The organism is Shewanella colwelliana (genome assembly GCF_001735525.1).
Classification (GTDB): domain Bacteria; phylum Pseudomonadota; class Gammaproteobacteria; order Enterobacterales; family Shewanellaceae; genus Shewanella; species Shewanella colwelliana.
In genome coordinates this window covers 145,220-170,153 of the sequence record NZ_MCBT01000048.1, presented here as the reverse complement: position 1 = coordinate 170,153, position 24,934 = coordinate 145,220, and the positions used below count along the sequence as shown (strand labels likewise).

Annotated in this window: 25 protein-coding genes and 1 other annotated feature; of the genes, 16 read left to right on the top strand and 9 right to left on the bottom strand. The window is 45.8% G+C overall.

What is annotated here, in order from left to right; translation table 11 throughout:
• Positions 1 to 43: 43 nt before the first annotated feature.
• On the top strand, positions 44 to 973 hold the full coding sequence (gene dusC / locus BEL05_RS18570; protein ID WP_069672060.1) for a tRNA dihydrouridine(16) synthase DusC: 930 nt from the start codon (positions 44 to 46) through the stop codon (positions 971 to 973).
• A gap of 150 nt (positions 974 to 1,123) precedes the next feature.
• Positions 1,124 to 1,480, top strand: a complete 357-nt coding sequence (locus BEL05_RS18565) for a TraR/DksA C4-type zinc finger protein (RefSeq protein ID WP_028762092.1) — start codon at positions 1,124 to 1,126, stop codon at positions 1,478 to 1,480.
• A 240-nt stretch (positions 1,481 to 1,720) separates the two neighbouring features.
• Here the strand turns inward: BEL05_RS18565 and BEL05_RS18560 are convergent, their stop codons facing one another.
• From BEL05_RS18560 to rnm, 7 genes are all read right to left on the bottom strand, one after another.
• Positions 1,721 to 4,399: a TonB-dependent receptor gene (locus tag BEL05_RS18560; protein WP_028762093.1), complete on the bottom strand. Its 2,679-nt coding sequence runs from the start codon at positions 4,397 to 4,399 to the stop codon at positions 1,721 to 1,723.
• Positions 4,400 to 5,198: 799 nt separating this feature from the next.
• Positions 5,199 to 5,954 carry an exo-alpha-sialidase gene (locus BEL05_RS18555; protein ID WP_245687030.1) on the bottom strand — a complete coding sequence of 252 codons (756 nt, stop codon included), beginning with the start codon at positions 5,952 to 5,954 and terminating at the stop codon, positions 5,199 to 5,201.
• 265 nt (positions 5,955 to 6,219) lie between these two features.
• Positions 6,220 to 7,086 carry a 23S rRNA pseudouridine(2605) synthase RluB gene (gene rluB, locus BEL05_RS18550; RefSeq protein ID WP_028762094.1) on the bottom strand — a complete coding sequence of 289 codons (867 nt, stop codon included), beginning with the start codon at positions 7,084 to 7,086 and terminating at the stop codon, positions 6,220 to 6,222.
• A complete protein-coding gene (gene scpB / locus BEL05_RS18545) occupies positions 7,079 to 7,702 on the bottom strand; it encodes an SMC-Scp complex subunit ScpB (protein WP_028762095.1) in 624 nt (207 codons plus the stop codon). Before scpB ends, rluB begins: the two co-directional genes overlap by 8 nt.
• 18 nt (positions 7,703 to 7,720) lie before the next feature.
• A complete protein-coding gene (locus tag BEL05_RS18540) occupies positions 7,721 to 8,509 on the bottom strand; it encodes a segregation and condensation protein A (RefSeq protein WP_028762096.1) in 789 nt (262 codons plus the stop codon).
• Between the two features lie 120 nt (positions 8,510 to 8,629).
• Positions 8,630 to 9,250 carry an L-threonylcarbamoyladenylate synthase gene (locus tag BEL05_RS18535; protein ID WP_028762097.1) on the bottom strand — a complete coding sequence of 207 codons (621 nt, stop codon included), beginning with the start codon at positions 9,248 to 9,250 and terminating at the stop codon, positions 8,630 to 8,632.
• On the bottom strand, positions 9,247 to 10,107 hold the full coding sequence (gene rnm / locus BEL05_RS18530) for an RNase RNM (protein WP_069672059.1): 861 nt from the start codon (positions 10,105 to 10,107) through the stop codon (positions 9,247 to 9,249). The genes BEL05_RS18535 and rnm overlap by 4 nt, the downstream gene beginning before the upstream one ends.
• Before the next feature lie 214 nt (positions 10,108 to 10,321).
• Positions 10,322 to 10,430 (top strand) — a sequence feature (Trp leader region).
• Between the two features lie 59 nt (positions 10,431 to 10,489).
• Here rnm and BEL05_RS18525 point away from each other — a divergent pair.
• From BEL05_RS18525 to trpA, 6 genes are read left to right on the top strand one after another with little or no spacing between them, the layout of a single operon-like run.
• Positions 10,490 to 12,046 (top strand): anthranilate synthase component 1, encoded by a 1,557-nt coding sequence (locus BEL05_RS18525; protein WP_069672058.1) that lies wholly within the window; start codon positions 10,490 to 10,492, stop codon positions 12,044 to 12,046.
• A complete protein-coding gene (locus tag BEL05_RS18520; protein WP_028762100.1) occupies positions 12,043 to 12,642 on the top strand; it encodes an aminodeoxychorismate/anthranilate synthase component II in 600 nt (199 codons plus the stop codon). Before BEL05_RS18525 ends, BEL05_RS18520 begins: the two co-directional genes overlap by 4 nt.
• The gene (gene trpD, locus BEL05_RS18515) at positions 12,639 to 13,673 is read left to right on the top strand and encodes an anthranilate phosphoribosyltransferase (protein WP_028762101.1); all 1,035 of its coding nucleotides are present in this window, start codon (positions 12,639 to 12,641) and stop codon (positions 13,671 to 13,673) included. The genes BEL05_RS18520 and trpD overlap by 4 nt, the downstream gene beginning before the upstream one ends.
• 31 nt (positions 13,674 to 13,704) lie before the next feature.
• Positions 13,705 to 15,132, top strand: coding sequence for a bifunctional indole-3-glycerol-phosphate synthase TrpC/phosphoribosylanthranilate isomerase TrpF (trpCF, locus tag BEL05_RS18510; RefSeq protein WP_069672259.1), 1,428 nt, complete (start codon positions 13,705 to 13,707; stop codon positions 15,130 to 15,132).
• 43 nt (positions 15,133 to 15,175) lie between these two features.
• A complete protein-coding gene (gene trpB / locus BEL05_RS18505) occupies positions 15,176 to 16,375 on the top strand; it encodes a tryptophan synthase subunit beta (RefSeq protein WP_069672057.1) in 1,200 nt (399 codons plus the stop codon).
• Entirely contained in the window at positions 16,368 to 17,171 is an 804-nt protein-coding gene (trpA, locus tag BEL05_RS18500) for a tryptophan synthase subunit alpha (protein WP_028762104.1), read from the top strand. The genes trpB and trpA overlap by 8 nt, the downstream gene beginning before the upstream one ends.
• Before the next feature lie 86 nt (positions 17,172 to 17,257).
• Here trpA and BEL05_RS18495 read toward each other — a convergent pair whose 3' ends face one another.
• Positions 17,258 to 19,330 carry a S9 family peptidase gene (locus BEL05_RS18495; RefSeq protein WP_069672056.1) on the bottom strand — a complete coding sequence of 691 codons (2,073 nt, stop codon included), beginning with the start codon at positions 19,328 to 19,330 and terminating at the stop codon, positions 17,258 to 17,260.
• A 217-nt stretch (positions 19,331 to 19,547) separates the two neighbouring features.
• On the opposite strand from BEL05_RS18495, the gene BEL05_RS18490 reads away from it, so the two are divergent.
• The 5 genes from BEL05_RS18490 to BEL05_RS18470 all read left to right on the top strand — a co-directional run bounded on the left by BEL05_RS18490 (position 19,548) and on the right by BEL05_RS18470 (position 21,736).
• On the top strand, positions 19,548 to 19,904 hold the full coding sequence (locus tag BEL05_RS18490) for a hypothetical protein (protein ID WP_028762106.1): 357 nt from the start codon (positions 19,548 to 19,550) through the stop codon (positions 19,902 to 19,904).
• 61 nt (positions 19,905 to 19,965) lie between these two features.
• The gene (locus BEL05_RS18485; RefSeq protein ID WP_069672258.1) at positions 19,966 to 20,262 is read left to right on the top strand and encodes a DUF6482 family protein; all 297 of its coding nucleotides are present in this window, start codon (positions 19,966 to 19,968) and stop codon (positions 20,260 to 20,262) included.
• Between the two features lie 11 nt (positions 20,263 to 20,273).
• On the top strand, positions 20,274 to 20,525 hold the full coding sequence (locus BEL05_RS18480) for a DUF3081 family protein (protein ID WP_028762107.1): 252 nt from the start codon (positions 20,274 to 20,276) through the stop codon (positions 20,523 to 20,525).
• 27 nt (positions 20,526 to 20,552) lie between these two features.
• A complete protein-coding gene (locus BEL05_RS18475) occupies positions 20,553 to 21,158 on the top strand; it encodes an HAD family hydrolase (protein ID WP_069672054.1) in 606 nt (201 codons plus the stop codon).
• A gap of 62 nt (positions 21,159 to 21,220) precedes the next feature.
• On the top strand, positions 21,221 to 21,736 hold the full coding sequence (locus BEL05_RS18470) for a CIA30 family protein (RefSeq protein WP_069672053.1): 516 nt from the start codon (positions 21,221 to 21,223) through the stop codon (positions 21,734 to 21,736).
• Positions 21,737 to 21,771: 35 nt separating this feature from the next.
• On the opposite strand, the gene BEL05_RS18465 is transcribed toward BEL05_RS18470, so the two are convergent.
• Positions 21,772 to 22,956 carry an HD-GYP domain-containing protein gene (locus BEL05_RS18465; RefSeq protein WP_069672052.1) on the bottom strand — a complete coding sequence of 395 codons (1,185 nt, stop codon included), beginning with the start codon at positions 22,954 to 22,956 and terminating at the stop codon, positions 21,772 to 21,774.
• A gap of 302 nt (positions 22,957 to 23,258) precedes the next feature.
• Between BEL05_RS18465 and BEL05_RS18460 the strand changes: the two genes are divergently transcribed.
• The 3 genes from BEL05_RS18460 to xthA are packed head-to-tail and all read left to right on the top strand — an operon-like array spanning position 23,259 to position 24,933.
• On the top strand, positions 23,259 to 23,804 hold the full coding sequence (locus BEL05_RS18460; RefSeq protein WP_028762111.1) for a septation protein A: 546 nt from the start codon (positions 23,259 to 23,261) through the stop codon (positions 23,802 to 23,804).
• On the top strand, positions 23,804 to 24,103 hold the full coding sequence (locus BEL05_RS18455) for a YciI family protein (RefSeq protein WP_028762112.1): 300 nt from the start codon (positions 23,804 to 23,806) through the stop codon (positions 24,101 to 24,103). Before BEL05_RS18460 ends, BEL05_RS18455 begins: the two co-directional genes overlap by 1 nt.
• Positions 24,104 to 24,126: 23 nt before the next feature.
• Positions 24,127 to 24,933 (top strand): exodeoxyribonuclease III, encoded by an 807-nt coding sequence (gene xthA / locus BEL05_RS18450; protein ID WP_028762113.1) that lies wholly within the window; start codon positions 24,127 to 24,129, stop codon positions 24,931 to 24,933.
• The last annotated feature ends 1 nt before the right edge of the window (position 24,934 follow it).

Here is a 24,934-nt window from a genome sequence, read left to right as displayed (position 1 = left end):
AGGCGCAGGCCTCAATTGTTTATTTAAGTGGGATAACAAGTTAATGCGCGTAATTTTAGCCCCAATGGAAGGCGTTGCCGATGCCCCGATGCGAGCTCTGTTAACCCGTGTAGGTGGGTATGACATGGTCGTTAGCGAATTTATTCGTGTCGTCGATCAACTATTACCAGAAAAAGTCTTTTACCGGTTATGTGCAGAGCTTAAACATCAATGCCACACAGAGGCAGGCACACCGGTTCGCTTGCAGCTACTCGGACAAAACCCAGATTGGATGGCAGAAAACGCGCTACGCGCAGTTGAATTAGGCTCCCGTGGCGTCGATTTAAATTATGGTTGTCCTGCCCCTATGGTTAATCGTAGTAACGGCGGCGCAGCACTGCTCAAAGAGCCAGAAACTATCTATCGCGTGACTAAAGCTGTGCGCGATGCCGTCCCAGCCGGTAAACCCGTGTCCGCTAAAATACGCTTAGGCTGGGATGACAAAAGTCGGTGTATCGAAATCGCACAGGCAATTGAATCGGCTGGCGCAACCGAATTAACCGTACATGCTAGAACGAAAGAGGAAGCCTATCGGCCACCAGCCCATTGGGAGTATATCGCTAAGATTAAGCAAGCAGTCCGCTTACCTATTATCGCCAATGGTGAGGTGTGGAGCCGTGAAGACTACTTAAAATGCCAGCAAGTCAGTGGTTGTGATGACGTAATGCTTGGGCGGGGCGCGTTAACCGTGCCAAACTTGGCACATGTGGTCAAAGGCACCCAAACGCCCATGAGCTGGCAAGAAGTGAAAACACTCCTGATCCAATACTCCGACTTTGAGATTGTCAGCGAGAAAGAAAAATACTATCCAGCCCGCATTAAACAGTGGCTGCGCTTCATCGCGAGACATTACAGTGAGGGCGAAGCCTTATTTCTGCAAGTTCGCGTACTTAAACATACCCCAGATATATTGTCGCTGTTAAAAAACAGTTAACTTGCAGCCAGCATTGGGGTTTCACTGGTCTGATCTTATTGTTGCACACCAATTTTCCTAAAAATCACACCGAGTTTTGATCTCAGTCATAGCCAATTTGCGCCAGCGGCTTAGACTGAATATCCATCAACATAAACTAGGCATTGATTTGTGAGCAGATCCCATATCAGACATGAACTGTCGGAGCTTGAAGCTAATCTCAGGAAAGAGTTAGGTGCACTGCTAAGGTTGAACCATTTATCTATTGATTGTGAGTCGTTGTCACTGTCATCGTTAATAGATGAGTTAACCGCAGCCAAACTTTGCGATGAACCACTCTTTCTCAAACTCACCCAACTCGATGCCGCAATGTGCCAACTCGACATTGATCTCTATGGATTATGTTCTGACTGCGAGTCGGAAATTGAGCAGCAGAGAATTGACGCCAATCCCTTGGAGCAGCGCTGTGCACAATGCGCTGCCGATCATGAACACGAACACCGCCAAGAGTTGCGTTTGACTCATTAAACCTATGTGTCAGCTATCTGCTACAAATGGTATCTGACACAGTGCCCAACCTCTGCAGTCCATGAATTGTCACCACCGCTGATAACTGATGTTGACTTAAGCGACCTGTCATCATAGTCCTGTTTATACACTGCGCTCCATCAAATCTGTAGCCTCCATATTTAACCATTAACGATAATGGTTTAATTCGCCCATAAAAAAACCTCCAACTAAGGAGGTTTTTTATAGGCTAAGCCAGGCTTAGAACTTTTGATTTACACGTAAATAGAAAGTACGACCAAGTACATCATACAAGCCCGTGTTCACATCGCGATATGCGGCAAAGTTATAATAGGTAGGAGCTTGCTCATCAAACAGATTATTTACCCCAAGCGTAACGGTACCATTCCAATCATGAGTGTAACCCACTTGGAAGTTATGCTTGAAATAGCTTGGCGTATCGATGATGTAATCTTCGCCCTGCTCTCTCCAATATTCACCCGACTGGCTGCCAATATAGACCGTAGTCCACGCTGCGTTAAAATCATCAAAGTACCAGGCTGCAGAGAAGTTACCACGCCATTCTGGGTAGTCAACAACACCTGAGTAATCAATAGTTACCGACTCAGAGTCAGCCTGCTTTTTAAACTCCAGCACATGGCTCATATCGACCTTAAAGTTAAAGTCACCAAAGCCAGTTTCTAAGTTGTACGCGGTGGCAAAATCGAAACCTGATGTCTCAACCGTTGCAATATTAACCACACCACTTTCGATGTATTCGATCTTACCGTCAGCACCACGGGTCACAAACTGCGAACCACCATTAACCTTTTCATCACGAATCACATCTGATGCACTCACAGACTCAATCTTATTGTCATAAGTGATGGCATAATAAGACAGCTCAAGGCTCCATGCGTCGGTCACATTCCATACACCGCCTAGTGTTAAAGAGTTACCCTCTTCAGCTTCTAGATTAGGGTTACCGCCGTACCAAGTTTTGTGTTGATTTCCCGTTGCACAGTAGTTGGCATCTGAGTCGTTGTTCGCTTCACACCACACTGAATCATAAGCCTTCTCAAAGCTTAGTGATTGAGATGAGAACATCTCCCCCATATTTGGTGCACGGAAAGAGTCACCATAACTGGCACGAAGGAGTAACGAATCAACTGGACGCCAGCTTAAACCAAACTTAGGCACAACGGCATCAAATGTCGATGATTTGGTCACGACCCCCTCAGGACCACTCAGGCTTCCCTCTTGCTCATACTTTTCATAGCGAACTGCCGCTGAAAACTCAAAGTTAGCAGGCAAACCCACTTGGAACTCTGTGTATACAGCTTGGCGCGTACGCTCAGCATCAACATCATCGCCACCTGAGCCACCTGAGATAATACCTGCTGCAGACTCAGGGTCGCTAGTTTGTTTAAAGTTGATCATTTCATACTCGATACCACCAACCATAGCAACAGTGAAATCTCCATTTTCAAGCACTAATGTACTGGCTAACGCATCAAACTGAGTGCTGTCGAATTTGCCTTGATATACGCCAGTATGAGCCGCAGCACCGTACAACTTAGCCATCTGTGCATCCCACTCGGCATAGCTCATTCCAGAAGTATTAAAGATGTCATACTCACCAGTATCGATTTCGCTCTGAATGATGTTGTCATTGATCAAGTTATAATTGAAAGAGTTAGTGGTTGACGCAGAATGCTGAGCATTGATCTCCCAGTCAATCCCGTTACCGACTTCTGAGTAACCAACAAATCCACCTAAAATATCGTAGTTATTGGTCTCGGTTAATGTGTCGCGCTCGCCAATCTGTACCGAGCGCATATAAAGCGTCATATCTGCACCAGTTGGGTTGTATTGGTTATCTGCGCCCATAACTGGATAGTTAGTTGACACAGGCGTGCCGGCATAACGCGTATTGGTTTCGCTCAACGATGCAGACCCACGACCACGGAACTGAATGTTATCAGTCACTTCATAGTTGAAATTGGTCATGAATGAGTTACGCGTCATGTCGCCAAATAACTTGGTGACAGCCCCGTAACTGTAGAAACAGCGACCGTTATTTTCACCGTCTGTACCATCGGAAACATTTTCTGTTTGATCGCACATATCAGAATTAGCGTAAAAGTCATAAATCGGCTTGCCATCTGCATCTAACTTGCCAGTGTTGTAGTAACCATTTGGCACTGAGCTGAACGAACTGTAATCGCCATAAGAGGGATCATCCATATTCCATATATCACGGTCCATCACAGATTTAGTGTCATAGTACTCATAGGTAAATGTGACATTGCCTTTATCTGAATTGAAGCCCGCAGCGATAGAGAATCGGTTGGCATCTCCGCCGTCGATATCGGGTTGCTCAGTGCTAAAATCAAGCTGGAAACCATCAAACTCTTTCTTGGTAATAATGTTAATTACACCTGCAACAGCATCAGAACCATAAACCGCAGAGGCGCCATCACGTAAGATTTCGATTCGCTCTACTATTGCCAATGGAATTTGCGAAGTATCGGCAACCGCACCTGAGCTAGAACTTGTGCCAGGCATACGACGGCCATCTAGCAGGACAAGCGTTGCTTGTGCACCAAGACCGCGCATATTAATACTGGCAGTAGAGCTAGCACCAGATCCATAACCTGACATGCCACGCCAAGAACCAAAACTGTTAATGGCTGAGTTGTTAAGCACATCTGCAACGGTTTTCTCACCCGTTAAGGCTATATCTGCTGCGCTGAGCACAGTTACAGGTGAGGAAGTTTCCATATCCACCTGTTTAATGCGTGAACCAGTTACTTCGATGCGTTCTACTTTTTCACTTTGCTCTTCAGCAAATACTGTTCCTGAAAAAGCCATACTCGATGTCGTTAAGGCAAATATGCCTACGCGAACCGCTTTCGCTGTTAAGGTCAAAGAGTTCATATGTTTCCCTCATATACGAGTAATTAACAAAAATTCTCGCTTAATAATATTTATTGTTTTGTTTTTAATTAAGAAGTTAATCCTTCGGTATGGATATTGTTAAAAAACAAAAAACATGTCAACGAACAGCACATAAAAACAACCCAAATGAAACCAATTGATACACATGAAATAACAAAAATTTATTAAAAATAATAAGGGAATACAAGAAAAGCCATAAAGAACAACGACCTAAAAAAATAAAGATGATAAGCAAGAGAACGAACAAAGTAAATGCATTACATTAAAGTCAGTGGATACAAATAAATACACATGTATGATTATTGTTTTAATTATTAATAAAAGATCAATAGTAAACACTAAACACAACAAGTACCGAAACATTGTAAACGCTCGGCAAATTTTAGAAGCTCTAAAAACCCACCCTAGTTAATAAAATGTTACTAAGTGAAGGGTGATATAATTATCCAGCTATTTTAATATTAAATAAACATTGTTATTTACAACTAGTATGTCATTAAATAAATGAAACGTTGGCGGGGTTCAGCAAGATATTAGAAATCTAAAACAGCAACATTGCGTACCAACTAAATAGATGACGGCCACGAGTCAAAACGAGTAGCGTACTAAGGATATTATGAGCATCAATGTATTCAAAGAAAGACTTGAGTGCTCTCATCACCAATACCCAGCAACAAGGCTAAATCAAGCCGATTGAATTAACATCAGCTTAGTCTAATCGGCAGACTTGACATTGTCGCGACTCAATTGATACAAAAAACGATTGTGGCAGGAAAGATTAACTCAGTTGCACCTTAGCGAAATAGATCGCGCATGTCCCTTCATGAGCGGAATAATAGCTGATGCGTAACTCCTCTTCGGTCACTATAACTCCGGCATAGCTGGTATCGCCACCAGACGGTAAGGTCAAACACTCAATCAACTCCCCTTTACTAGATAAAACCTCAACAATTGATGTTCTTACACGCTCATCATATAGCCGTACCACGGCAAAGTGTCGCCCTTGCCATATAAAATTGACTGGACCACCGATACGTTTATCTAACACGCGCCAATGCCAGGAAGTATAGGGAGGATTGGCTTCACCAAGCAGCGCTCGCTCATCGGTTTGCCAGAGGGGATCTCGTCTAAGAAGACACCACGCCTTGCCTTCACAATCAAATACCAACCCTGACTCATTCACATAGCCACTTTGATTTAATCGTGGTTTCAGCTGAGTGTATTGCAGCCCATCATCACTACGATATAAAGCGACATAACCATGAAGCTCGTTTGGGTGGTAAGCAACGCCATACAAACAATCTTTATGCTCAGTGACGCGCCACAGCCATTCATCTTTACCTGCTAACTCTTGCCCTGATGACCAATCTTTACCATCCTTTGATTGCCAATAGTAAGATTGCAGATTTTGCTCACTCTTATTGTGAAGCGTGGCACCGCCAAAAAGATAAAGTTGTTGCTGAAACACGACTAACTTTCCATCACGAAGATCGGTCTCAGCAGAAGTGATTAGCGCTGAACTATGCCATGTCACACCATCGTCACAAGATTTGAGAATACGCAGCGCACCATCAGGAGAGACATGGGCGCGACCTTCTCGAAATACGCAGTAAAGCGCACCATTAAACGCCGCTAAGCCAGTAAAGGCATTATGTTAACCTTGGTCGCAAACCTTTGTTACTAATATGATTTCCATTGGCATACTCCGCTTGAAGGCTATAGAGAGTTATAGTATTGCAGCACAATTGTGGGTACAAAAAAGGCCGCCTAAGCGACCTCTTTGGGATACTGTAACTCGGTTAGCTACGTTGACGTGGTGTTTTGCCTGCGGCGCTCTTATGTTTGCGCACAGCCCGCCGAATTTTGGCACTTTTGACTTTAGCACGAGCAACACTGTGCTTGTCCGTTCCCATTAGGGTACGTGTTTCCTCTTCCATGCCGGCCAATTTCCTTAGGTAATTAACCTGCTCAATTGGCAACTCAATCCAACCACCACGCGGCAAGGTTTTTGGCAACTCGATCATACCGTAACGAATACGGATCAGACGGCTCACCTGTACCTCTTGCGATTCCCATAAGCGACGAACTTCACGATTACGGCCTTCGGCTAGTGATACATGCCACCACTTGTTCATGCCCTCACCACCAGCTGGTTTTACTTTATCAAAGTGAGCTGGACCATCTTCAAGGGTTACACCTGTGCGTAAACGCTGAATGCAAGCGTCATTGACTTCACCAAATGTACGCACAGCGTACTCGCGCTCCACTTCATGTGAAGGGTGCATTAGTCGGTTGGCCAATTCACCATCAGAGGTAAACAATAACAAACCAGAGGTGTTGATATCCAAACGGCCGACCGCGACCCAGCGTGAATCACGCGTGCGTGGTAATCTATCAAAGACCGTAGGACGTCCTTCAGGATCTTTGCGGCTGCAAATTTCACCTTCTGGCTTATGGTAGGCTATCACACGGCATACCAGATCCTCTTCAGACTTTACCGAAACCGCGCGACCATCGATACGCACCTTGGCGTCAGCCTCAATACGATCACCTAGCTTAGCAATTTCACCGTCAATACTAACTCGACCTGCAGCAATCCATGCCTCCATCTCACGACGGGAGCCATGGCCTGCTCGGGCCAAGACTTTCTGCAATTTTTCACTCATTAGTAGACTCTTCTATAGTGTTGGGCACGGTTTCATCGTCGGGCACGCTTACCTCAGCGCTCACCCCACCAGAAAACAGTGCCGCTAGTGACTCAGTATCAGATAGAACGGGAAGATCCGCTATCGTATCTAAGCCAAAATAGGCTAAAAATTCATTTGTAGTCGCATATAACGCGGGCCTTCCCGGCACCTCTTTATGGCCTACAATTTTAATCCAATGTCTATCGGATAAACTCTTTATAATGTGGCTACCGACTGCCACACCACGGACAAACTCTATATCTCCTCGTGTCACTGGCTGACGATAAGCTATCACTGCCAATGTTTCGAGTGTCGCCCTAGAGTAACGAGGCGCTTTTTCTTGCCACAAAGTTTGCAAATAGGGACTCAAGGTTTCAATCGTCTGAAAACGATAACCACCCGCCACCTTAGCCAGTTCAATGCCACGGCCTTGATAATCTTGCTGTAACTCCTCTAGCGCTGCTTTAACCTTAACGCGAGATACGTTAAAGTTTGCCAACACACTCTCAGTTAAATGCTTAATTGACACCGTTTTCGCCATGACGAATAAGCTGGCTTCAATCAATTGTTTTAACTGATCAGGGTTAATTTGCAGTTTCTTACCGTTTGACAATCAATACGCCCTAACATGAATCGTTGATAATGGCTCAGCTTGAATTAAGTCAACCAATAGCTCTTTGACTAACTCCATTAGCGCTAAGAAGCTCACCACCACACCAGCTCGCCCCTCTTTGACATCGAATAGCTGCTCAAAAGGCAGATAATCCTTGCCTTCAAGCATAGCTAAAATCTGTGCCATACGTTCCCGGGTTGACAGGTTTTCACGTCTAACATGATGATGCTCAGTCGCTTCAACACGTTTTAACACCGATGCAAATGCGCTGGCGATATCAAACAAGGATACCGACGGCGGCACGACAACAGGTTTAATATCCGCCGCTGGCAGCGCTTTAGCTTGAAATATATCTCGCTCTAAACGCGGTAACTCATCTAAACGCTGTTGGGCGTCTTTAATGACTTCATACGCTTTTAATTGGCGAATAAGTTGCGCCCGAGGATCTTCTTCATCCTCATCGCCCACGTCAGGCTTTGGCAATAATAACCGCGACTTTATCTCTGCTAAGGTAGCGGCCATGACCAAATAGTCGGCAGCAAGTTCCACTCTGGCACCTTGCAGTAACTCAATATACTCAAGGTACTGATCCGTCACCGGAGAGATGGCTAAATCCACCACATCCAGTTTTTGTTTCCGGATTAAATATAGCAAGAGATCGAGCGGTCCTTCGAAGGACTCAAGAAACACCTCTAATGCTTCTGGCGGGATAAACAGATCGGCAGGCAGATGTTTAACCACCTCGCCTCGAACGACTGCTAGCGGTAAACTTTGTTGAGTTCCAAGCATCCGCGCTCCCAATACCCTTTATTTTTCAAAAGGAAACTGACCAACTACAGCGTTTAACCTCTTGATTGCTTTACGCCAAACGCGCGATTATACCCGCTAAGCGTCGCAATAGACAGGGGTTTAAAGAAACTGACTGACATCCCCTGCGCCTTCACGCAAAATATCGATATCCCCTTCGGATAAGTCAATCACGGTCGTCGGCTTTTCGCCTAAATAACCACCATGGATAATCACATCCACTTGATGCTCAAGAATGTCACGAATGTGCTCAGGATCGGACTCGGTAAACTCCTCGCCTGGCAATATCAAACTGGTCGACATAAGCGGGGCATCTAGCGCTTCAAGCAGCGCCAAAGCAATGACATTATCAGGCACTCGAATACCAATGGTCTTTTTCTTAGGATTCTGTAACCGCTTAGGCACCTCTTTACTTGCTTTAAAAATAAAGGTGAATGGCCCCGGTGTGTTGTGCTTTAACACGCGATAAGCTTGATTATCAACCTTTGCATAAGCGGCTAGTTCAGATTGATCGCGCACCATCAGTGAGAAATTGTGGTCATTATCTATCTGACGAATACGGGCTATACGCGTCATGGCATCTTTTTCGCCTAACAAGCAACCTAAGGCATAACCGGAATCGGTTGGGTAAACCACCACTCCGCCCTGCTTAATCACATTCACCGCCTGATTAATCAGTCGTGCCTGTGGATTTTCTTCATGTACATAAAAAAACTGACTCATTTAGATTCCATCCAATTATCCATTTGCCATACCCAATCAACACCTTGGGGCTGGAACATATTTTTACCTAACTCAATCCAACTGCCAGGAAAATGAAAATCACTACCTAGTGATGCATGCAGTTGATTGAGTTTACTTAATGCAATTAAATTATTTCTATCTTCAATGGTTTGCTGACCAAGCACCACTTCCATCGCATCGCCCCCAGCCGCTTTAAACTCTCTAACCAAGCGTTTGAGCCATTTCCCAGACAGCTTGTAACCACTAGGGTGTGCTAATACCGCGCAGCCACCAGCCTGATGAATAAATGCAATGGCTGTTGCCATGTCGGACCAATTATTCGGCACATATCCCGTTTTTCCACGCGCGAGATACTTCTTAAATACCGATGCGGCATTAACGGCATAACCATTATCCGCTAACCAGCGCGCATAGTGCCCACGACTCAGCGCTGCCCCACCGGCTAACGCCTTAGCTCCTTCGTAAGCGCCTTCTATACCCGCCTTTTCTAGGCGCATCCCAATCTCTTTGGCCCGGGCTTCACGCAACAGGCGTTGCTCGGTCAAAAACTCAGCTAACGGTTCATTGTCAGTATCAATATTCAGTGCAACGATATGAATATCAAAGTTATTCCACCGTGTTGATATTTCTGTACCATTGATTAAGGTTAACGGCTCACTTTGGTTATTATTAAACTGATGGGCCTCAGTTAAACCTGCGGTTGTATCGTGATCAGTGATAGCCAACACTTGTACACCTTTCTCAATGGCGCGAGCAACAAGCTCTGAAGGTGACAACTGTCCGTCTGAAGCGGTCGTGTGGCTGTGAAGATCAATTAAAAGCGTTTCATTTATCATCCCACTATTCTACTAGAGTTTGTTATTAGAAACATCTAATTGGGTTAAATAGTGCGACAATCCCCTTGATGAGATGTCGCTTAGACCAAATAAGCACTAAATAGAAAAATATTCAATTGACATCACCGCCACGTGGATGTTTTTATATAGCCATTAAACAACATTACCTTTTACATAAATGAGAGACGCTTCGATGACATTTCAGTTCAATAACATCAATTGGTGGTGGCACTTCCCAAACTAGCGGGTGGTGTGAAGAACTGTGCTCATGTAAAAGAGACAAGATTCAACAAAAAGCCCGCACTTGATGCGGGCTTTTTTGTAAAAAAAAATCATAATCAGCCCGTTATTGCGATACCAGACGTTTAAAGCGAGAGACAAGATGACAATAGCTAAAGTAACAACGGTTAGGGAACGGATCGACTATCCGAATGATCCGCTCAGCTTATATCAGCAGCTTACCCACGATGCGCCGCACACTATGCTGCTCGAATCGGCTGAGATTGAAAGCAAAGATAATATTCGCAGCATCATCTTAACCCACGCAGCACTGGCTATCCGATGCAAAGGTTATCAGTTAACCTTTACCGCACTGACTGAAAATGGCCAAAACTTGCTCGCACCAATTGAACGCTATTTCCCCGATGCTGACGCCGTGGTTGAAGACAACACGCTAACCTTAACCTTGACGAAAGCGTCTCAACAACTCGATGAAGATGCTCGGCTTAAATCGGTGTCGCCACTCGATGGTTTACGCGCCATAGTTAAGGGCATCGATTGTGGTGAATCACCACAATTTGAAGATCTATTCCTAGGTGGTGTACTGGCATATGATTTAATTGACACGGTAGAGCCTCTGCCGCAAGTACCAGAGGGTAATAACAGTTGCCCTGATTACCTTTTCTATCTGGCTGAAACCTTGGTCACAGTCGATAGACAGGCCGAAACAGCGCAAGTGATCACGCATCTATTTAATACAGAACAACACCAAGATAATGACTATGCATGCTGCCTTAGCGATCGTATTGCAACGATTGCAGCACAAGTCGCGGAACTTAGATCGGCTCCAGCACTGGTTACTGTTGATGCTGACGCCAAAGTTAACGTCTCTGATGCGGAATTTGTCCAACACGTCGAGGCGCTAAAATCTCATGTGGTAGCAGGAGATATCTTTCAAGTTGTCCCCTCACGTAGTTTTAGCCTCCCTTGCCCCAATACCTTAGGCGCATACCGAGCGCTGCGTTTAACCAACCCCAGCCCTTATATGTTCTACTTTCGAGGCGATGATTTTACCGTGTTTGGTGCCTCACCAGAAAGCGCACTCAAATATGAAAGCTCGACCAATCAGGTTGAGATTTACCCAATCGCTGGCACCCGAGCGCGAGGAAAAACCCTTGATGGCAGTATTGACACCGATCTAGACAGCCGGATTGAGCTTGAACTTCGGCTAGATAAGAAAGAGCTATCTGAACATTTGATGTTGGTCGACCTTGCGCGTAATGATGTCGCTCGCATTAGTCAAAGTGGCACCCGTAAAATTCCTGAGTTACTTAAAGTCGATAGATACTCACATGTGATGCATTTGGTCAGTCGCGTCACAGGACAATTGCGCCAAGATTTAGATGCACTACATGCTTATCAAGCATGTATGAATATGGGCACCCTGACTGGTGCTCCAAAAGTGAGTGCCGCACAGCTCATTCGTGGCGTAGAGAAAACACGCCGCGGTAGTTACGGAGGCGCCGCAGGTTATCTTAATGGTCTAGGTGATATGGACACCTGCATTGTCATCCGCTCCGCCTTTGTAAAAGATGGCACCGCACACATTCAAGCAGGGGCTGGTGTGGTCTATGATTCAGACCCACAGGCCGAGGCTGATGAAACCCGTCAAAAAGCACAAGCCGTTATAACAGCAATTAAGATGGGAGGTGGCGTATGAAGCTTTACCTATTGGATAATTTCGATTCATTTACCTACAACCTAGTTGACCAATTTAGAAGCTTAGGCTTCGAGGTGGTGATCTACCGTAATGATGTCGATGCCCAGTTTATCGCTGATAAACTCCTCAATGAAGCTGGTAAAGCCGCATTAGTATTGTCACCAGGCCCTGGTGCTCCCCACGAGGCTGGATGTCTGATGACATTAATCAGTTTGGTTGCGGGAAAAGTGCCAATGCTTGGGATCTGCTTAGGACATCAAGCCATGGTTGAACATTTCGGTGGCAAAGTTGAGCGCGCTCAGCAAGTGGTACATGGCAAAGCGAGCCCAACCTTTCACAATGGCCAAGAGATATTTGCTAACTTGCCCTCGCCGCTTCCCGTCGCACGGTACCACAGCCTAGTGGCGACCCAAGTCCCAGAGTGTTTAGAGGTCATTGCGACAACAGAAGAGATGCCGATGGCGATCTCTCACAAAACCTATAAAGCCGTGGGCTTTCAATTTCATCCTGAATCGATTCTAACCACGCTAGGCAGTCAGTTATTGACGCAAACCCTCAGCTATTTAACCAGCCCGGCAGTGGGAGAGGAAAAATGAGCCAACTACAATCAATCTTAGATAAACTTTATGCTGGACAGAGTGCTAGCCGCGAAGAAGCCAACACCTTAGTCAGTCAGATCATTAGCGGTGAAATGAACCAAGTCACTATGGCAGGTATGCTAGTCGCAATGAAAATGCGCGGTGAAACCATTGATGAAATATCAGGGGCAGCCGATGCACTGCGCGCCGCCGCAAAACCTTTCCCACGTCCAAGCAAAGCCACTAAAGCGCAAGGTATTGTTGACATTGTCGGCACTGGCGGTGATGGCCACAACACCATCAATATTTCAACGACAGCAGCATTTGTTGCCGCGGCTGCTGGCGCTAAGGTCGCCAAGCATGGAAATCGCAGCGTCTCAAGTAAATCGGGGTCTTCCGACTTATTGGCACAATTTGGCATCGATTTAACAATGGCCCCAGACACCGCCCGAGACTGCCTAGACAATCTGGGCTTATGTTTTCTATTCGCGCCCCATTATCATGGTGGCGTGCGACATGCGGTGCCGGTGCGCCAAGCGTTGAAAACCCGCACACTGTTTAATCTTTTAGGGCCGTTAATCAATCCCGCACACCCAGATTTTATGGTGCTAGGTGTATACAGTCAGGAGCTGGTCGACCCGGTTGCTCACGCATTGAAAGCCCTAGGTATAAAGCGTGCAATGGTGGTACACGGCGCAGGGCTCGATGAAGTAGCTATTCATGGCGACACCTTTGTCTGTGAGCTGCATAATGGTGAGATAAGCCAATACACCCTTACACCTGCTGAGTTAGGATTACCACAAGCTAGCCTTCCTGAGTTGGAAGGGGGCACTCCAGAAGAAAATGCCGCGTTGACTAAGGCCATTTTACAAGGTTGCGGCCAAGCAGCGCACACCAATGCGGTTGCCGCCAATGCAGGTTGCGCATTGTACATCGCCGGTATCTGTAACAGCCCTGCAGCTGGCACAGCACTCGCGTTAGATACCCTAGCCAGTGGCAAAGCCTTTACCTTACTTGAGCAGCTTGCCGACGCAAGCGCCGTTAAATAGAGAATTGGGAGTGATTGTGAGCAGTTCAACTATGACCCAAACAGCACCAAAGCAAAGCAATGTATTGACCAAGATTGTTGATACCAAGGCTGAGCATATCGCTGCATTAAAAATCCGTTTCCCCGAGGCATCACTGCAACCCAAAATATCAGACAGAAGCCTGTTCGAGGCTCTGAAAGCGCCCAATGCTGGGTTTATCTTTGAGTGTAAAAAAGCCAGCCCTTCGAAAGGCTTGATTCGCCCAGATTTCGATGTTGAAGCGATTGCCGACGTTTATTTGCATTACGCGGCGGGCATATCGGTATTGACCGATGAAGCCTTCTTCCAAGGTGATATGGGTTATATCCCCAAAGTCAGAGCCCGGGTGACACAACCCATTCTGTGTAAAGATTTTTTTGTTGACACATATCAAGTCAAACTCGCGGCGCATCAAGGTGCCGATGCCATTTTGCTGATGTTATCGGTATTAGATGATGAGCAGTACCAAGCCTTAGCGGCCGAAGCCCAAAAGTACCAACTCGATATGCTGACAGAAGTCAGTAACGAAGAGGAGTTACAGCGTGCTATCGCTTTAGATGCTGCAATCATCGGCATCAATAATCGTAACTTGCGCGATCTATCGACCGATTTAGCCACCACAGAAGCCTTGGCACCACATATACCCGCAGATCGCGTGGTGATCAGTGAATCAGGGATCTATAACCAAGCACAAGTGCGTCGCCTCAGCCCATTAGTAGATGGTTTTTTGGTGGGTAGCTCGTTAATGGCAGAAGATGATTTAGATTTAGCCTGTCGCACCTTGACCTTAGGTCATAACAAAGTCTGTGGAATGACCCGTAGCGAGGATTTGCAAGCAATCGCAGAGGCGGGGGCAATTTACGCAGGACTTATTTTTGCAAAAAAATCACCACGCTACGTAACGCCAGAGCAAGCGCTAGCGCTGACAACCGCACAACGTGCCAGCGCTAAATCGCTTAGCTTTGTTGGAGTATTTGTCAATGAAGCCCCCAAAGTGATCAGTGATATCGCCTCATTATTAGATCTATTTGCCGTACAGTTACACGGCAACGAATCAGAATATGAAATAAACCAAGTACGAGAAGCATTAAAAGAGGCGGGCTCACAAGCAAAAATTTGGAAAGCGGTTGCCGTTAATGTTGATGCAGCAGATACTGAGCTCACGTTAGTCACCAATGCCGACCGTCTCCTTTTTGACAGCAAGACCCAGCAAGCCGGCGGCGTACAGTTTGGCGGTACCGGCCAAGTATTTAACTGGCAACTGTCACTCCCCAACAAAACTGAATCCATGCTTGCAGGCGGTTTAACCGCTAAAAATGCCGCTGAGGCCAGTAAACAAGGGTTCTTTGGTCTGGATTTTAACTCAGGCGTTGAACATGAGCCGGGGGTAAAAGATCATCAACAAATTGCTGCAGCATTTAGCGCACTTAGAGCCTACTAAGTGACAATGACACCAAATTGAATTTTAATTTAAGGAACTACCAATGACTAAGCTTGATCCCTACTTTGGTGAATATGGTGGCATGTACGTGCCGCAGATATTGATGCCAGCGCTAAAACAACTTGAAGCAGCTTTTGTCGATGCCCAGCAAGACGAGGCGTTTCTGGCAGAGTTTAGCGACCTACTGAAGAACTATGCTGGACGCCCAACAGCGTTGACACTCACCCGTAACTTAAGCCCGAACCCTTTGGTTAAGATCTACCTCAAACGTGAAGATCTATTGCACGGTGGCGCCCATAAGACCAACCAAGTGCTCGGCCAAGCGTTACTCGCTAAGCGCATGGGTAAAAAAGAGATCATCGCTGAAACCGGAGCTGGGCAACACGGTGTAGCCACGGCCCTAGCCTGTGCATTGCTCGATTTAAAGTGCAAAGTTTATATGGGCGCTAAAGACGTTGAACGTCAATCGCCAAACGTGTTCAGAATGAAACTGATGGGCGCTGAAGTCATTCCTGTAACCTCTGGTTCATCGACACTAAAAGATGCTTGTAATGAAGCGATGCGCGACTGGTCTGGCAGCTACGATAAAGCGCATTACCTACTTGGCACCGCTGCAGGGCCACACCCTTTCCCAACCATAGTGCGTGAGTTTCAGCGCATGATTGGCGAAGAGACAAAACAACAGTTACTTGCACGTGAAGGTCGCCTGCCAGACGCGGTTATCGCCTGTGTTGGCGGCGGTTCAAACGCCATTGGTATGTTTGCCGACTTTATTGACGAAGCCAGTGTCAAACTTATTGGTGTCGAGCCCGCTGGGTTAGGTATTGATACCCCGATGCATGGCGCACCGCTTAAGCATGGCAAAACCGGTATATTTTTCGGCATGAAAGCCCCCTTGATGCAAGACAAAGAGGGACAGATTGAAGAGTCTTACTCCATCTCGGCAGGCCTTGACTTTCCCTCTGTCGGCCCACAACATGCTCACCTAGCAGCCACCGGCCGCGCCACTTATGAATCGGCAACCGATGATGAAGCGCTCGAAGCTTTCCAGTTATTAGCCCGTAGCGAAGGGATTATTCCAGCCCTAGAATCCGCCCACGCGCTAGCTTATGCCATCAAGCTTGCCAAAGTAGCCACAGAAGAGACCTTATTGGTGGTCAATCTCTCTGGTCGCGGTGATAAAGATATCTTTACCGTGGCGGACATATTAGAAAATAAGAACAAGGAGAGCGGTAATGAGTAACCGTTATCAAGTAGCATTTAGCGCATTAAAAGCGAAAGGCCAAGGCGCTTTTGTGCCTTTTGTCACGCTTGGCGACCCCAGCCCTGAGTTATCGCTAAAGATCATCGATACCTTAGTTGAAAACGGTGCCGATGCGCTAGAGCTAGGGTTTCCCTTTTCAGATCCGCTTGCCGATGGTCCCGTGATCCAAGGGGCAAACTTACGTGCACTAGACGCAGGGACCACGCCGAGTCATTGCTTTGAGATGCTTAGCAGTATCCGTGCTAAATACCCCGATCTTCCTGTCGGGCTGCTGCTTTACGCCAACTTAGTCTTTGCCAACGGTATCGATGCCTTTTATGCCAAAGCCAAGGCTGCAGGGGTCGATTCAGTACTCATTGCTGATGTGCCAGTGGAAGAAGCGGCGCCTTTTATCGACTCAGCCAAAGCACACGGTATTGCGCCAATCTTTATCGCCCCGCCTAATGCTAACCGTGAAACCTTGCAGTTAGTCAGTGAGAAAGGTGAAGGCTACACCTACCTTCTGTCGCGTGCAGGTGTCACGGGGACAGAGTCGAAAGCAGGCAGGCCAATTGATGAGATTTTAACCCGCTTGAAAGAGTTCAACGGTGCACCACCACTATTGGGTTTTGGTATCGCAGAGCCAGCGCAAGTGAAGGCCGCGATCGACGCGGGCGCAGCAGGAGCCATTTCAGGATCGGCTGTGGTTAAGATAATTGAAGCCAATCGTGATAACGAAGCCGCACTCCTTAGTGCGCTGGGCGAATTTACCCGCAATATGAAAGCCGCCACTTAGGCTAATATCGCCACTTTCAGTGCCATAAAAAAACGCCTGATTAACTATCAGGCGTTTTTATTATCTAGTACCCATTAGCATAATGACTATTCAGTTTCTTGCTTCGCTGTATCGAGCATAGCCTTATGGTCTATCTCAAACGGTGGCATTGCTTTGCCATCATTTTTCAAATAGTGATCCATCCAGCGCATTAAACGAAGATTGTAATCGTATTGCGCAGCTGCTTTACGGTTACCATGTCCTTCACCAGGGTAATAAACTAAGCGCACGTCCTTACCCTGCACCTTCATATAACGATAAAGCTCCATCGATTGAGCAGGATGTACACGAGGATCATCCTTACCATGCATGATCAGCAATGGGGTTTCAGATTGGCCCGCCCAATAAATTGGGCTGCGCTCTAAATACCACTGCCACTTATCCCAAGGATAAGAGCGTGCATGCACTAAGTGCATCTCATTCGAGATATCCGTCGTACCAAATTTAGACAGCTGATTGGTCACACCAACAAACATCACGCTCGCAGCAAAATGTTTTGTCAGCTTAGTCGCCGCCCATGCTGAAGCATAGCCGCCGTATGAACCACCCGTGATACCTACTTTTTTACTGTCCACTAGCCCCATATTAACAAGGTGATCTTTAAACTCGACCAGATCGTCGAACTCCTTGCCAGCATAATCATTTTGTCCAAGCTTAGAATAGTCAACGCCTTTACCCGTACTACCACGGTAATTAGGGTAAAAAACCGCATAACCTTGACTCGCCGCTAATTGACCTGGACGAGAGTAGTTAGTCAACCAACCATCTTTATCATGGCTCTCTGGGCCGCCATGGACCGACATGATCAACGGGTAGCGCTCCCCCTTTTTGTAGTCGAGGGGATAGATCAACACACCACCAATCTCAACGCCATCTTTCGCCTTGAAGGTGATAGATTCCTGTTTAGCGAAACGCTTATCGTCTAGCCATGGGTTGGAGTTACTTAGGCGGTTTGCCTTATGCTTGGCACCTCGAAGGAGATACACTTCATTCGGATGTTTAGCAGTGTTAGCACGCAGGGCAATACTCTTATCTGAATCAGAGATACTAAGCTGTGAAGCGATAAATTTACCCGGTTTAACAACCTCTTTGAACTTGCTGCTACCCGGTTTAATCAATCCAATCACTGAATCCGTATCGATATTACTAATGAAATAAAGCTCATTGCTGCGCTTTTTCCACTCTATATCGCTCACGTGGCCTAAATGATTAGGTAACCATTCTTTGATCTTACCGCTTTGGCTGTCAGCAAGGTAAAGTCGACCGGTCGCGGGATCGTGCTTATCTTGTGCGCCTAAAATGGCGACATATTTCCCATCATGGGAAAACTCAGCAGCGCCAAGCTTACCTTCAGTCATAAATGAGGTCACAACCTGCTGCTTGTCCACATTAACAATATGCCACTGCGACTTCATGTACTGATCGTCAATCAACGCTGAAGGTTGGGTTTTAACAAGCAGTTGCTCATCATTTGCCGACCACTGTACCGCTGAAACATAATCCTCAATCGCCCAAGCAACAGGTGTAAGCGGCTTGTCATTGACAGTCAAATCGACGACAAACAGCTGTTTATTAGTCAGTCCCTGCTCATAAACCTCGGCCATAAAACCAAGCTCTTTTAGCTCCTTAACACTTTTGTCTTTAGCAGGTTTTGCAATCAGCGCAATTTGTTTACCATCATGACTGAGTGCATAGCTGGCGATGTCTGTCTCTTTTAATTCGAAGGTTTTCTGTGCCTGCCCCCCATTAAAAGGGATCTGATATAACGCTGTATGTTTGTCATCACCCATCTTTGCGAGGAAATACACCAAGGTGCCATCCATTGACCAATGAATATTTTTAATGGTCACTTCGCCTGTAACATAGGGGCGTTCAATACCTTTGTCGTCAACGATATACAGCTCAGCCCAATGTAAGCCATTCTTCTCTTTATAGAGTTCACGAGGCACATAGCGAGTAAAAGCGACATTGTCTCCTGATGGGCTTACCTGAGCTTGCGCCACCTGTTGCAATCCAATCAGTTCCTGGGCCGTGAGTAGATCTCCAGCCGCTGCATTAAGACTGAGTACACCAAACGACAAGGCGATGGCATGCTTTACAGCTTGTAACGGTCTTTTCATATTTGCTTTAGACTCCAATCTGTTAGTTATCTTGTTATTGTTATCTTGATCTGGGCAACATTATAGGTTCATTGGATACAAAACTAAAACAGTGCCTAACAATTTATTGGCATTAAGTCATGGTGCAGGTAGTATTGGGCTCGCGGTAAGCGTCAAAAAGCTTATATTGTATCCTTCTAACAAGTTGCCAGCCGCGTCATTTAAGGAAAAGGTAAGCATGGAGCATTTTTTAACAAAGGTGTTAACCCGGCTGCAAGACTACCGCAGCAAAAATGGCATCGAACATACGCCCTACGATGCAAAGTACGACCAAAGCAACAACATCAAGGCAATTCATTTTCAGCTGTCTTATGGGCTCGGAAAATTCAGTATTGAACGAGATTTGGCCAACAATCGCATTGTGATCAAAGAGCGCCAATGGCAACAATGGGTTACCGTATTGTTCTTCGTCATTATGGCCATCCTAAATCCTGAGCAAACATGGCTACTATTCGCGGCCGCCACGATCAATATAGCTGTGTTAATCATTAAAGAGATTAAAATCGTTGCCCTAAAACGTTTTCTATTTGAGTGATCTTTCTGTCGCGCGCTAGCGTATCTCTGACTCAAATCGAAAAGTGATGAGGATGATTAAGATGACGCAGCAAGAGCTAATCGAACGTTTTGATGCACAAACACTGGCACCAACAATTATTAACACAGCCGATGCGACTCACTATTTAGTTGGCGGTGAAGATGAGCTTGGCAATTTCTATCAGCTAACCGCCCCAAACAAACGCCCCTTGTTATATTTTTCTTTAGACCAAGCCAAAACCCAACTCAAACAGATGGGATTGACTCATGCCCACTTTGAACTGTGTTCGGCCTATGATGAGATGATTGGCATAGAACCTCAAATTGCCGACAAGTCATCCATTGAAATACGGTTCTAAGCCTAACCACTATGGAAACTCAGATAAAATTTACCAAAGCCCTTTTGGCATACAGTAGAGTCACCCACTGTGGTGAAAAGACCGCAAGAGGCTATCAATTTAACGATGTTGAAGTGTGGGCAGATTTCGATGGCTATACTTGTTACATGCAATCAGGGGGCGTGACGCTGACCTTGTTATTTCATGGCAAGTTTCTGCTTGAATATGACAGTAGAGATAAGCTTAAGCGTTTTATCAGGCAGCTCGATAAGTTAGCACATTAGTCGAGGATTGAGGATTGAGGATTTAAGATGCAACATATGAAACAGATGTTCGAAGGCTTCATTTTTGACTTAGATGGCACCTTAGTCAGTTCGTCACTGGACTTTACTGCACTCAAGGCCAGCATCAACTGCCCTCTAGATGAAGATATTCTGGCCTTTATGGAGCAGTTAAGCGGCCCGCAGCGGCATCAGGCCGAGCAGATTATCGTCGCGGCAGAGCTTGACGATGCGCAGCAGTGCACGACACTGCATGGGACCTTAGCGTTACTGGACTTTTTGCTACTTCAACAAGTTCCCATGGCCATAGTAACCCGTAACAGTCAGCTGGCAGCCCAGTGTAAAATTGAACAAACCCAACTCCCCATTGAACTGGTGTTGACACGAGGCGATGGCCCCGCAAAACCCAACCCGAGCAGCTTAACACACATCAGTCACACTTGGGGAATTGCGCCAGATAAACTCGCCTACATCGGTGACCACCTTTACGATGTCCAAGCAGCTAACCGAGCAGGTATGCAGTCGGTGCTGCTGACTTTTGGCCAGAAAAAGCCCTACGAAGCCCAAGCAGCATATTGCTTCACAGACCCTATGCATATGCTTAAATCTATGCCTCTTTTACCACTATGCGCCTAATACTGCTGCTAGCACTGTGTGCAACGATGACATCAATAAATGCTTTTGCTAATGAGGCCAGCATGACAACACCTAAGGTTGAATCCCGACTCGTAGATTTTAGTGACAAGGAAGCCACTTGGACTATCGTTAATGACGGTGTCATGGGTGGACGTTCACGCAGCGATTTTAAGGTTGAACACGATAGCGGGCGCTTTAGTGGTGTCGTGTCCCTCGAAAACAATGGTGGATTTGCATCGGTCAACAGAAGCGTACAGATCAGCAAAACCTTACCTGCTGAATATAATAACCGTTGGAGAATTAACATCGACATCATAGGTGATGGCCGCACCTATCAACTCAGGCTCAGAAATCAGGCCGGCACAACCTTCAAAGCTGATTTTGAGACCCAGGCGGATACCCCCCAACAGCTGACCTTTAGTGCTAACGACTTTATCGAATCTTTTCGGGGACGAACATTCCCGCAAAACCCGAAACCCCAATGGAACGATCTGGTTACTATCGGTTTTCTCATCGCTGACAAACAGGCCGGTGAGTTTCAATTAACCGTCAAAGCAATAAACTGGTATCTCGAATAATTAAGCCTAAGTGGCTGTGTTTGATGACAAGTCAGTTAACCTTGATGAGAAAGAAATTCGATAATTTCATCCATGTTGAGATTGAAATCATCCGCTCTCACGCACTTTACAATCAAATCGTCAGCAGCGGTAGCAAGGTCAATATGATGACAAGCCTCAAAGTGATCCGGATTTAGCACGTAGAAAGGCCTCACCGTCGGCCTTATTGGATCTTCGGTATTATGACGTTCAACAATTGCTAAACGGTTTGACTCTAACTGCACCACAGAACCAACAGGATAAACCCCCATACATTTAATAAAGTGATCAACCAATTGCACATCCAGCTCATTATTTTTAGCCAGCACCCTTAGAATGCTAAATGCTTTTACTTGCGGATACCCCGACTTATAACAGCGCGTAGAGGTCAACGCATCAAAAATATCGCAAATCGCAATCATGCGACCATAGGTCGATATCTCCCGTTCCGGTAATCCATTTGGATAGCCCTTACCATTGAGTTTTTCATGATGTAGACGTGCAACTTCAAGGCTTAATGAACTGATATTGGGTGTATTTTTAATAGTACGAATAGAGTGCGTGGCGTGGGTTTTCATTATCGCAAACTCATCATCAGTCAGTTTTCCCGGCTTATTGAGAATATGCTCTGGGATCATGATTTTGCCCACATCATGTAAGAATGCGCCAATGGCTAAATGATGCACAATCTCTTTATCTATCTTCAAGTAGAAAGCAAAAATACTCATCAACACAGACACTGCAACCGAGTGCTCTAGCAGGTACTGATCTTTATGGCGGATATTAAGCACGCAAGCCAATGCATCAGGATTATCAAAAATCAGGTCAATAGACTGCTCTGTTACCGCCTTTACCGGTGCCAAATTTAGTGGCACACCGTTTTTGGCATCATGGAAGATTTTTTGCTGTATCGACTTAGACTCTTCAAATACTTGTTTGGCTTTAACCAGTTCACTGGAGAAAAATCGTGAGTTGGGAGGGGGTGACTGGCGTTTCTCTGGGCGCGTGACTGACTTACCTACTAGACGTGATTTAGCCGTATCAATCAACAGCCTTTCAACACCTTTCGCTTTCAGAGCATTAATGATCCGCTCATCTTCTACCCAGCCTTGAGATGACAACCTAAACCTGTCTTTAGGAAAACTGATATCGACGATATACATTCCAACACTCAATTGTGAAATGTCGCGCTCAACAATCATATTTTACGATCCATGTCTGTTACCGAAAGGATAACTTATTGCGAATCTCTATAAACTATCACCAAACCTATTCTAAGGTAAATTAAAGCATTCATTTTATAGGACGTTTATCAAAAATATCTATGTGTTCGCAAAGAGAATAAGCTACTGTTGCAACATTGAAAGTCCCACCGTTAGCGAGATGTAAATAGCGAATTATTTTTATGCAGTGGCTTGTGGATTGGGACCCTAAACTTTTGCTGCGTATTCTAAGCATGCTACACTCACACCCAGTTTTATTTTTAATTTACCTAAGAGTTACTATGAAACAACTGCTCGACTTTTTGCCTTTAGTCATCTTTTTCGCTGTGTATAAATTCTTTGATATTTATGTCGCTAGTGGGGCACTTATCGCCGCGACTGCGCTACAACTTATTATCACCTATCTGTTATACAAAAAGATCGAAAAAATGCACCTGATCACATTTGCCATGGTCAGCTTTTTCGGTACGCTAACGCTTATTTTCCATGACGATGCATTCATCAAATGGAAAGTCACTGTCGTCTATGCCATGTTTGCCATCGCACTGGCGGTCAGCCAATGGATCAATAAGCCGATCTTAAAAGGGATGCTAGGTAAAGAGCTTGTGGTTGCCGATAGAATATGGGCGCGAGTGACTTGGTACTGGGTGCTGTTTTTCCTCTCATGTGGCCTAATCAATATCTACGTCGCATTCAGTCTCTCGCAAGAAACTTGGGTGAATTTTAAAGTCTTTGGGCTTACCGCCCTCACCTTAGCCAATACTGTGATCACCGTAATGTATCTTTACAAACACATGCCTGAAGAACATAAAAAGGAACTCAAATAATGTGGTACATGATTTCGTCTCAAGATGTTGAAAATAGTTTAGAAAAGCGTATGGCTGCTCGTCCAGATCATTTAGCTCGCTTGCAAACCCTATCGGATGAAGGCCGTTTATTGGTCGCAGGCCCACATCCTGCCGTCGACAGTGACAACCCAGGTGACGCCGGTTTTACCGGTTCGCTCGTGGTGGCGGATTTTGACTCATTAACCGCTGCGCAAGCTTGGGCTGACCAAGACCCTTATATTGCCGCTGGCGTTTATGAAAGCGTTATTGTTAAGCCATTTAAACGTGTTTTGCCATAATCTAAACACCAAGGAATGATGTTTTGAAAATTGTATCTTTTAATATCAATGGATTAAGAGCTCGACTACATCAGTTGCAAGCCTTAATCGATAGCCACTCACCAGACATTATCGGCCTGCAAGAAACCAAGGTGCACGATGAAGCATTCCCTTTAGCCGATGTTGAAGCGATGGGATATCAGGTCCACTTTCACGGCGGAAAGGCCCATTACGGTGTTGCAATGCTGTCAAAAATGGCGCCCACTAAGATACAAAAAGGCTTTCCTACGGACCTTGATGACGCACAGCGACGGATGATCATGGGCACATTTACCCAAGAAAATGGCCGTCCACTGACCGTGCTCAATGGTTACTTTCCTCAGGGTGAAAATATTGCTCATGAGACCAAGTACCCCGCAAAACGTAAATTTTATCAAGATCTGATGATGTACCTAAACGAGTACCATACTCGCGATGAAGATATCGCCATCATTGGTGATATCAATATCTCGCCCGTTGATCTTGATATAGGCATTGGTGAACCAAACGCTAAGCGTTGGTTAAAAACCGGTAAATGCAGTTTTCAACCAGAGGAACGAGAGTGGCTAAAGACCTTATTAGATTGGGGCTTAATCGACACTTTCCGTCAGCTGTATCCTGACCGCAGCGAGCGTTATTCATGGTTTGACTATCGTAGTAAAGGGTTTGACGATAACCGTGGACTACGTATTGACGTGGTCCTAGCGACCCCTTCATTGGCCGCGCGTTTAATCGAGTCGGATGTCGACTATGATCTACGAGGCATTGAAAAGCCATCGGATCACGCACCTATTTGGAGCACGTTCAAATAGC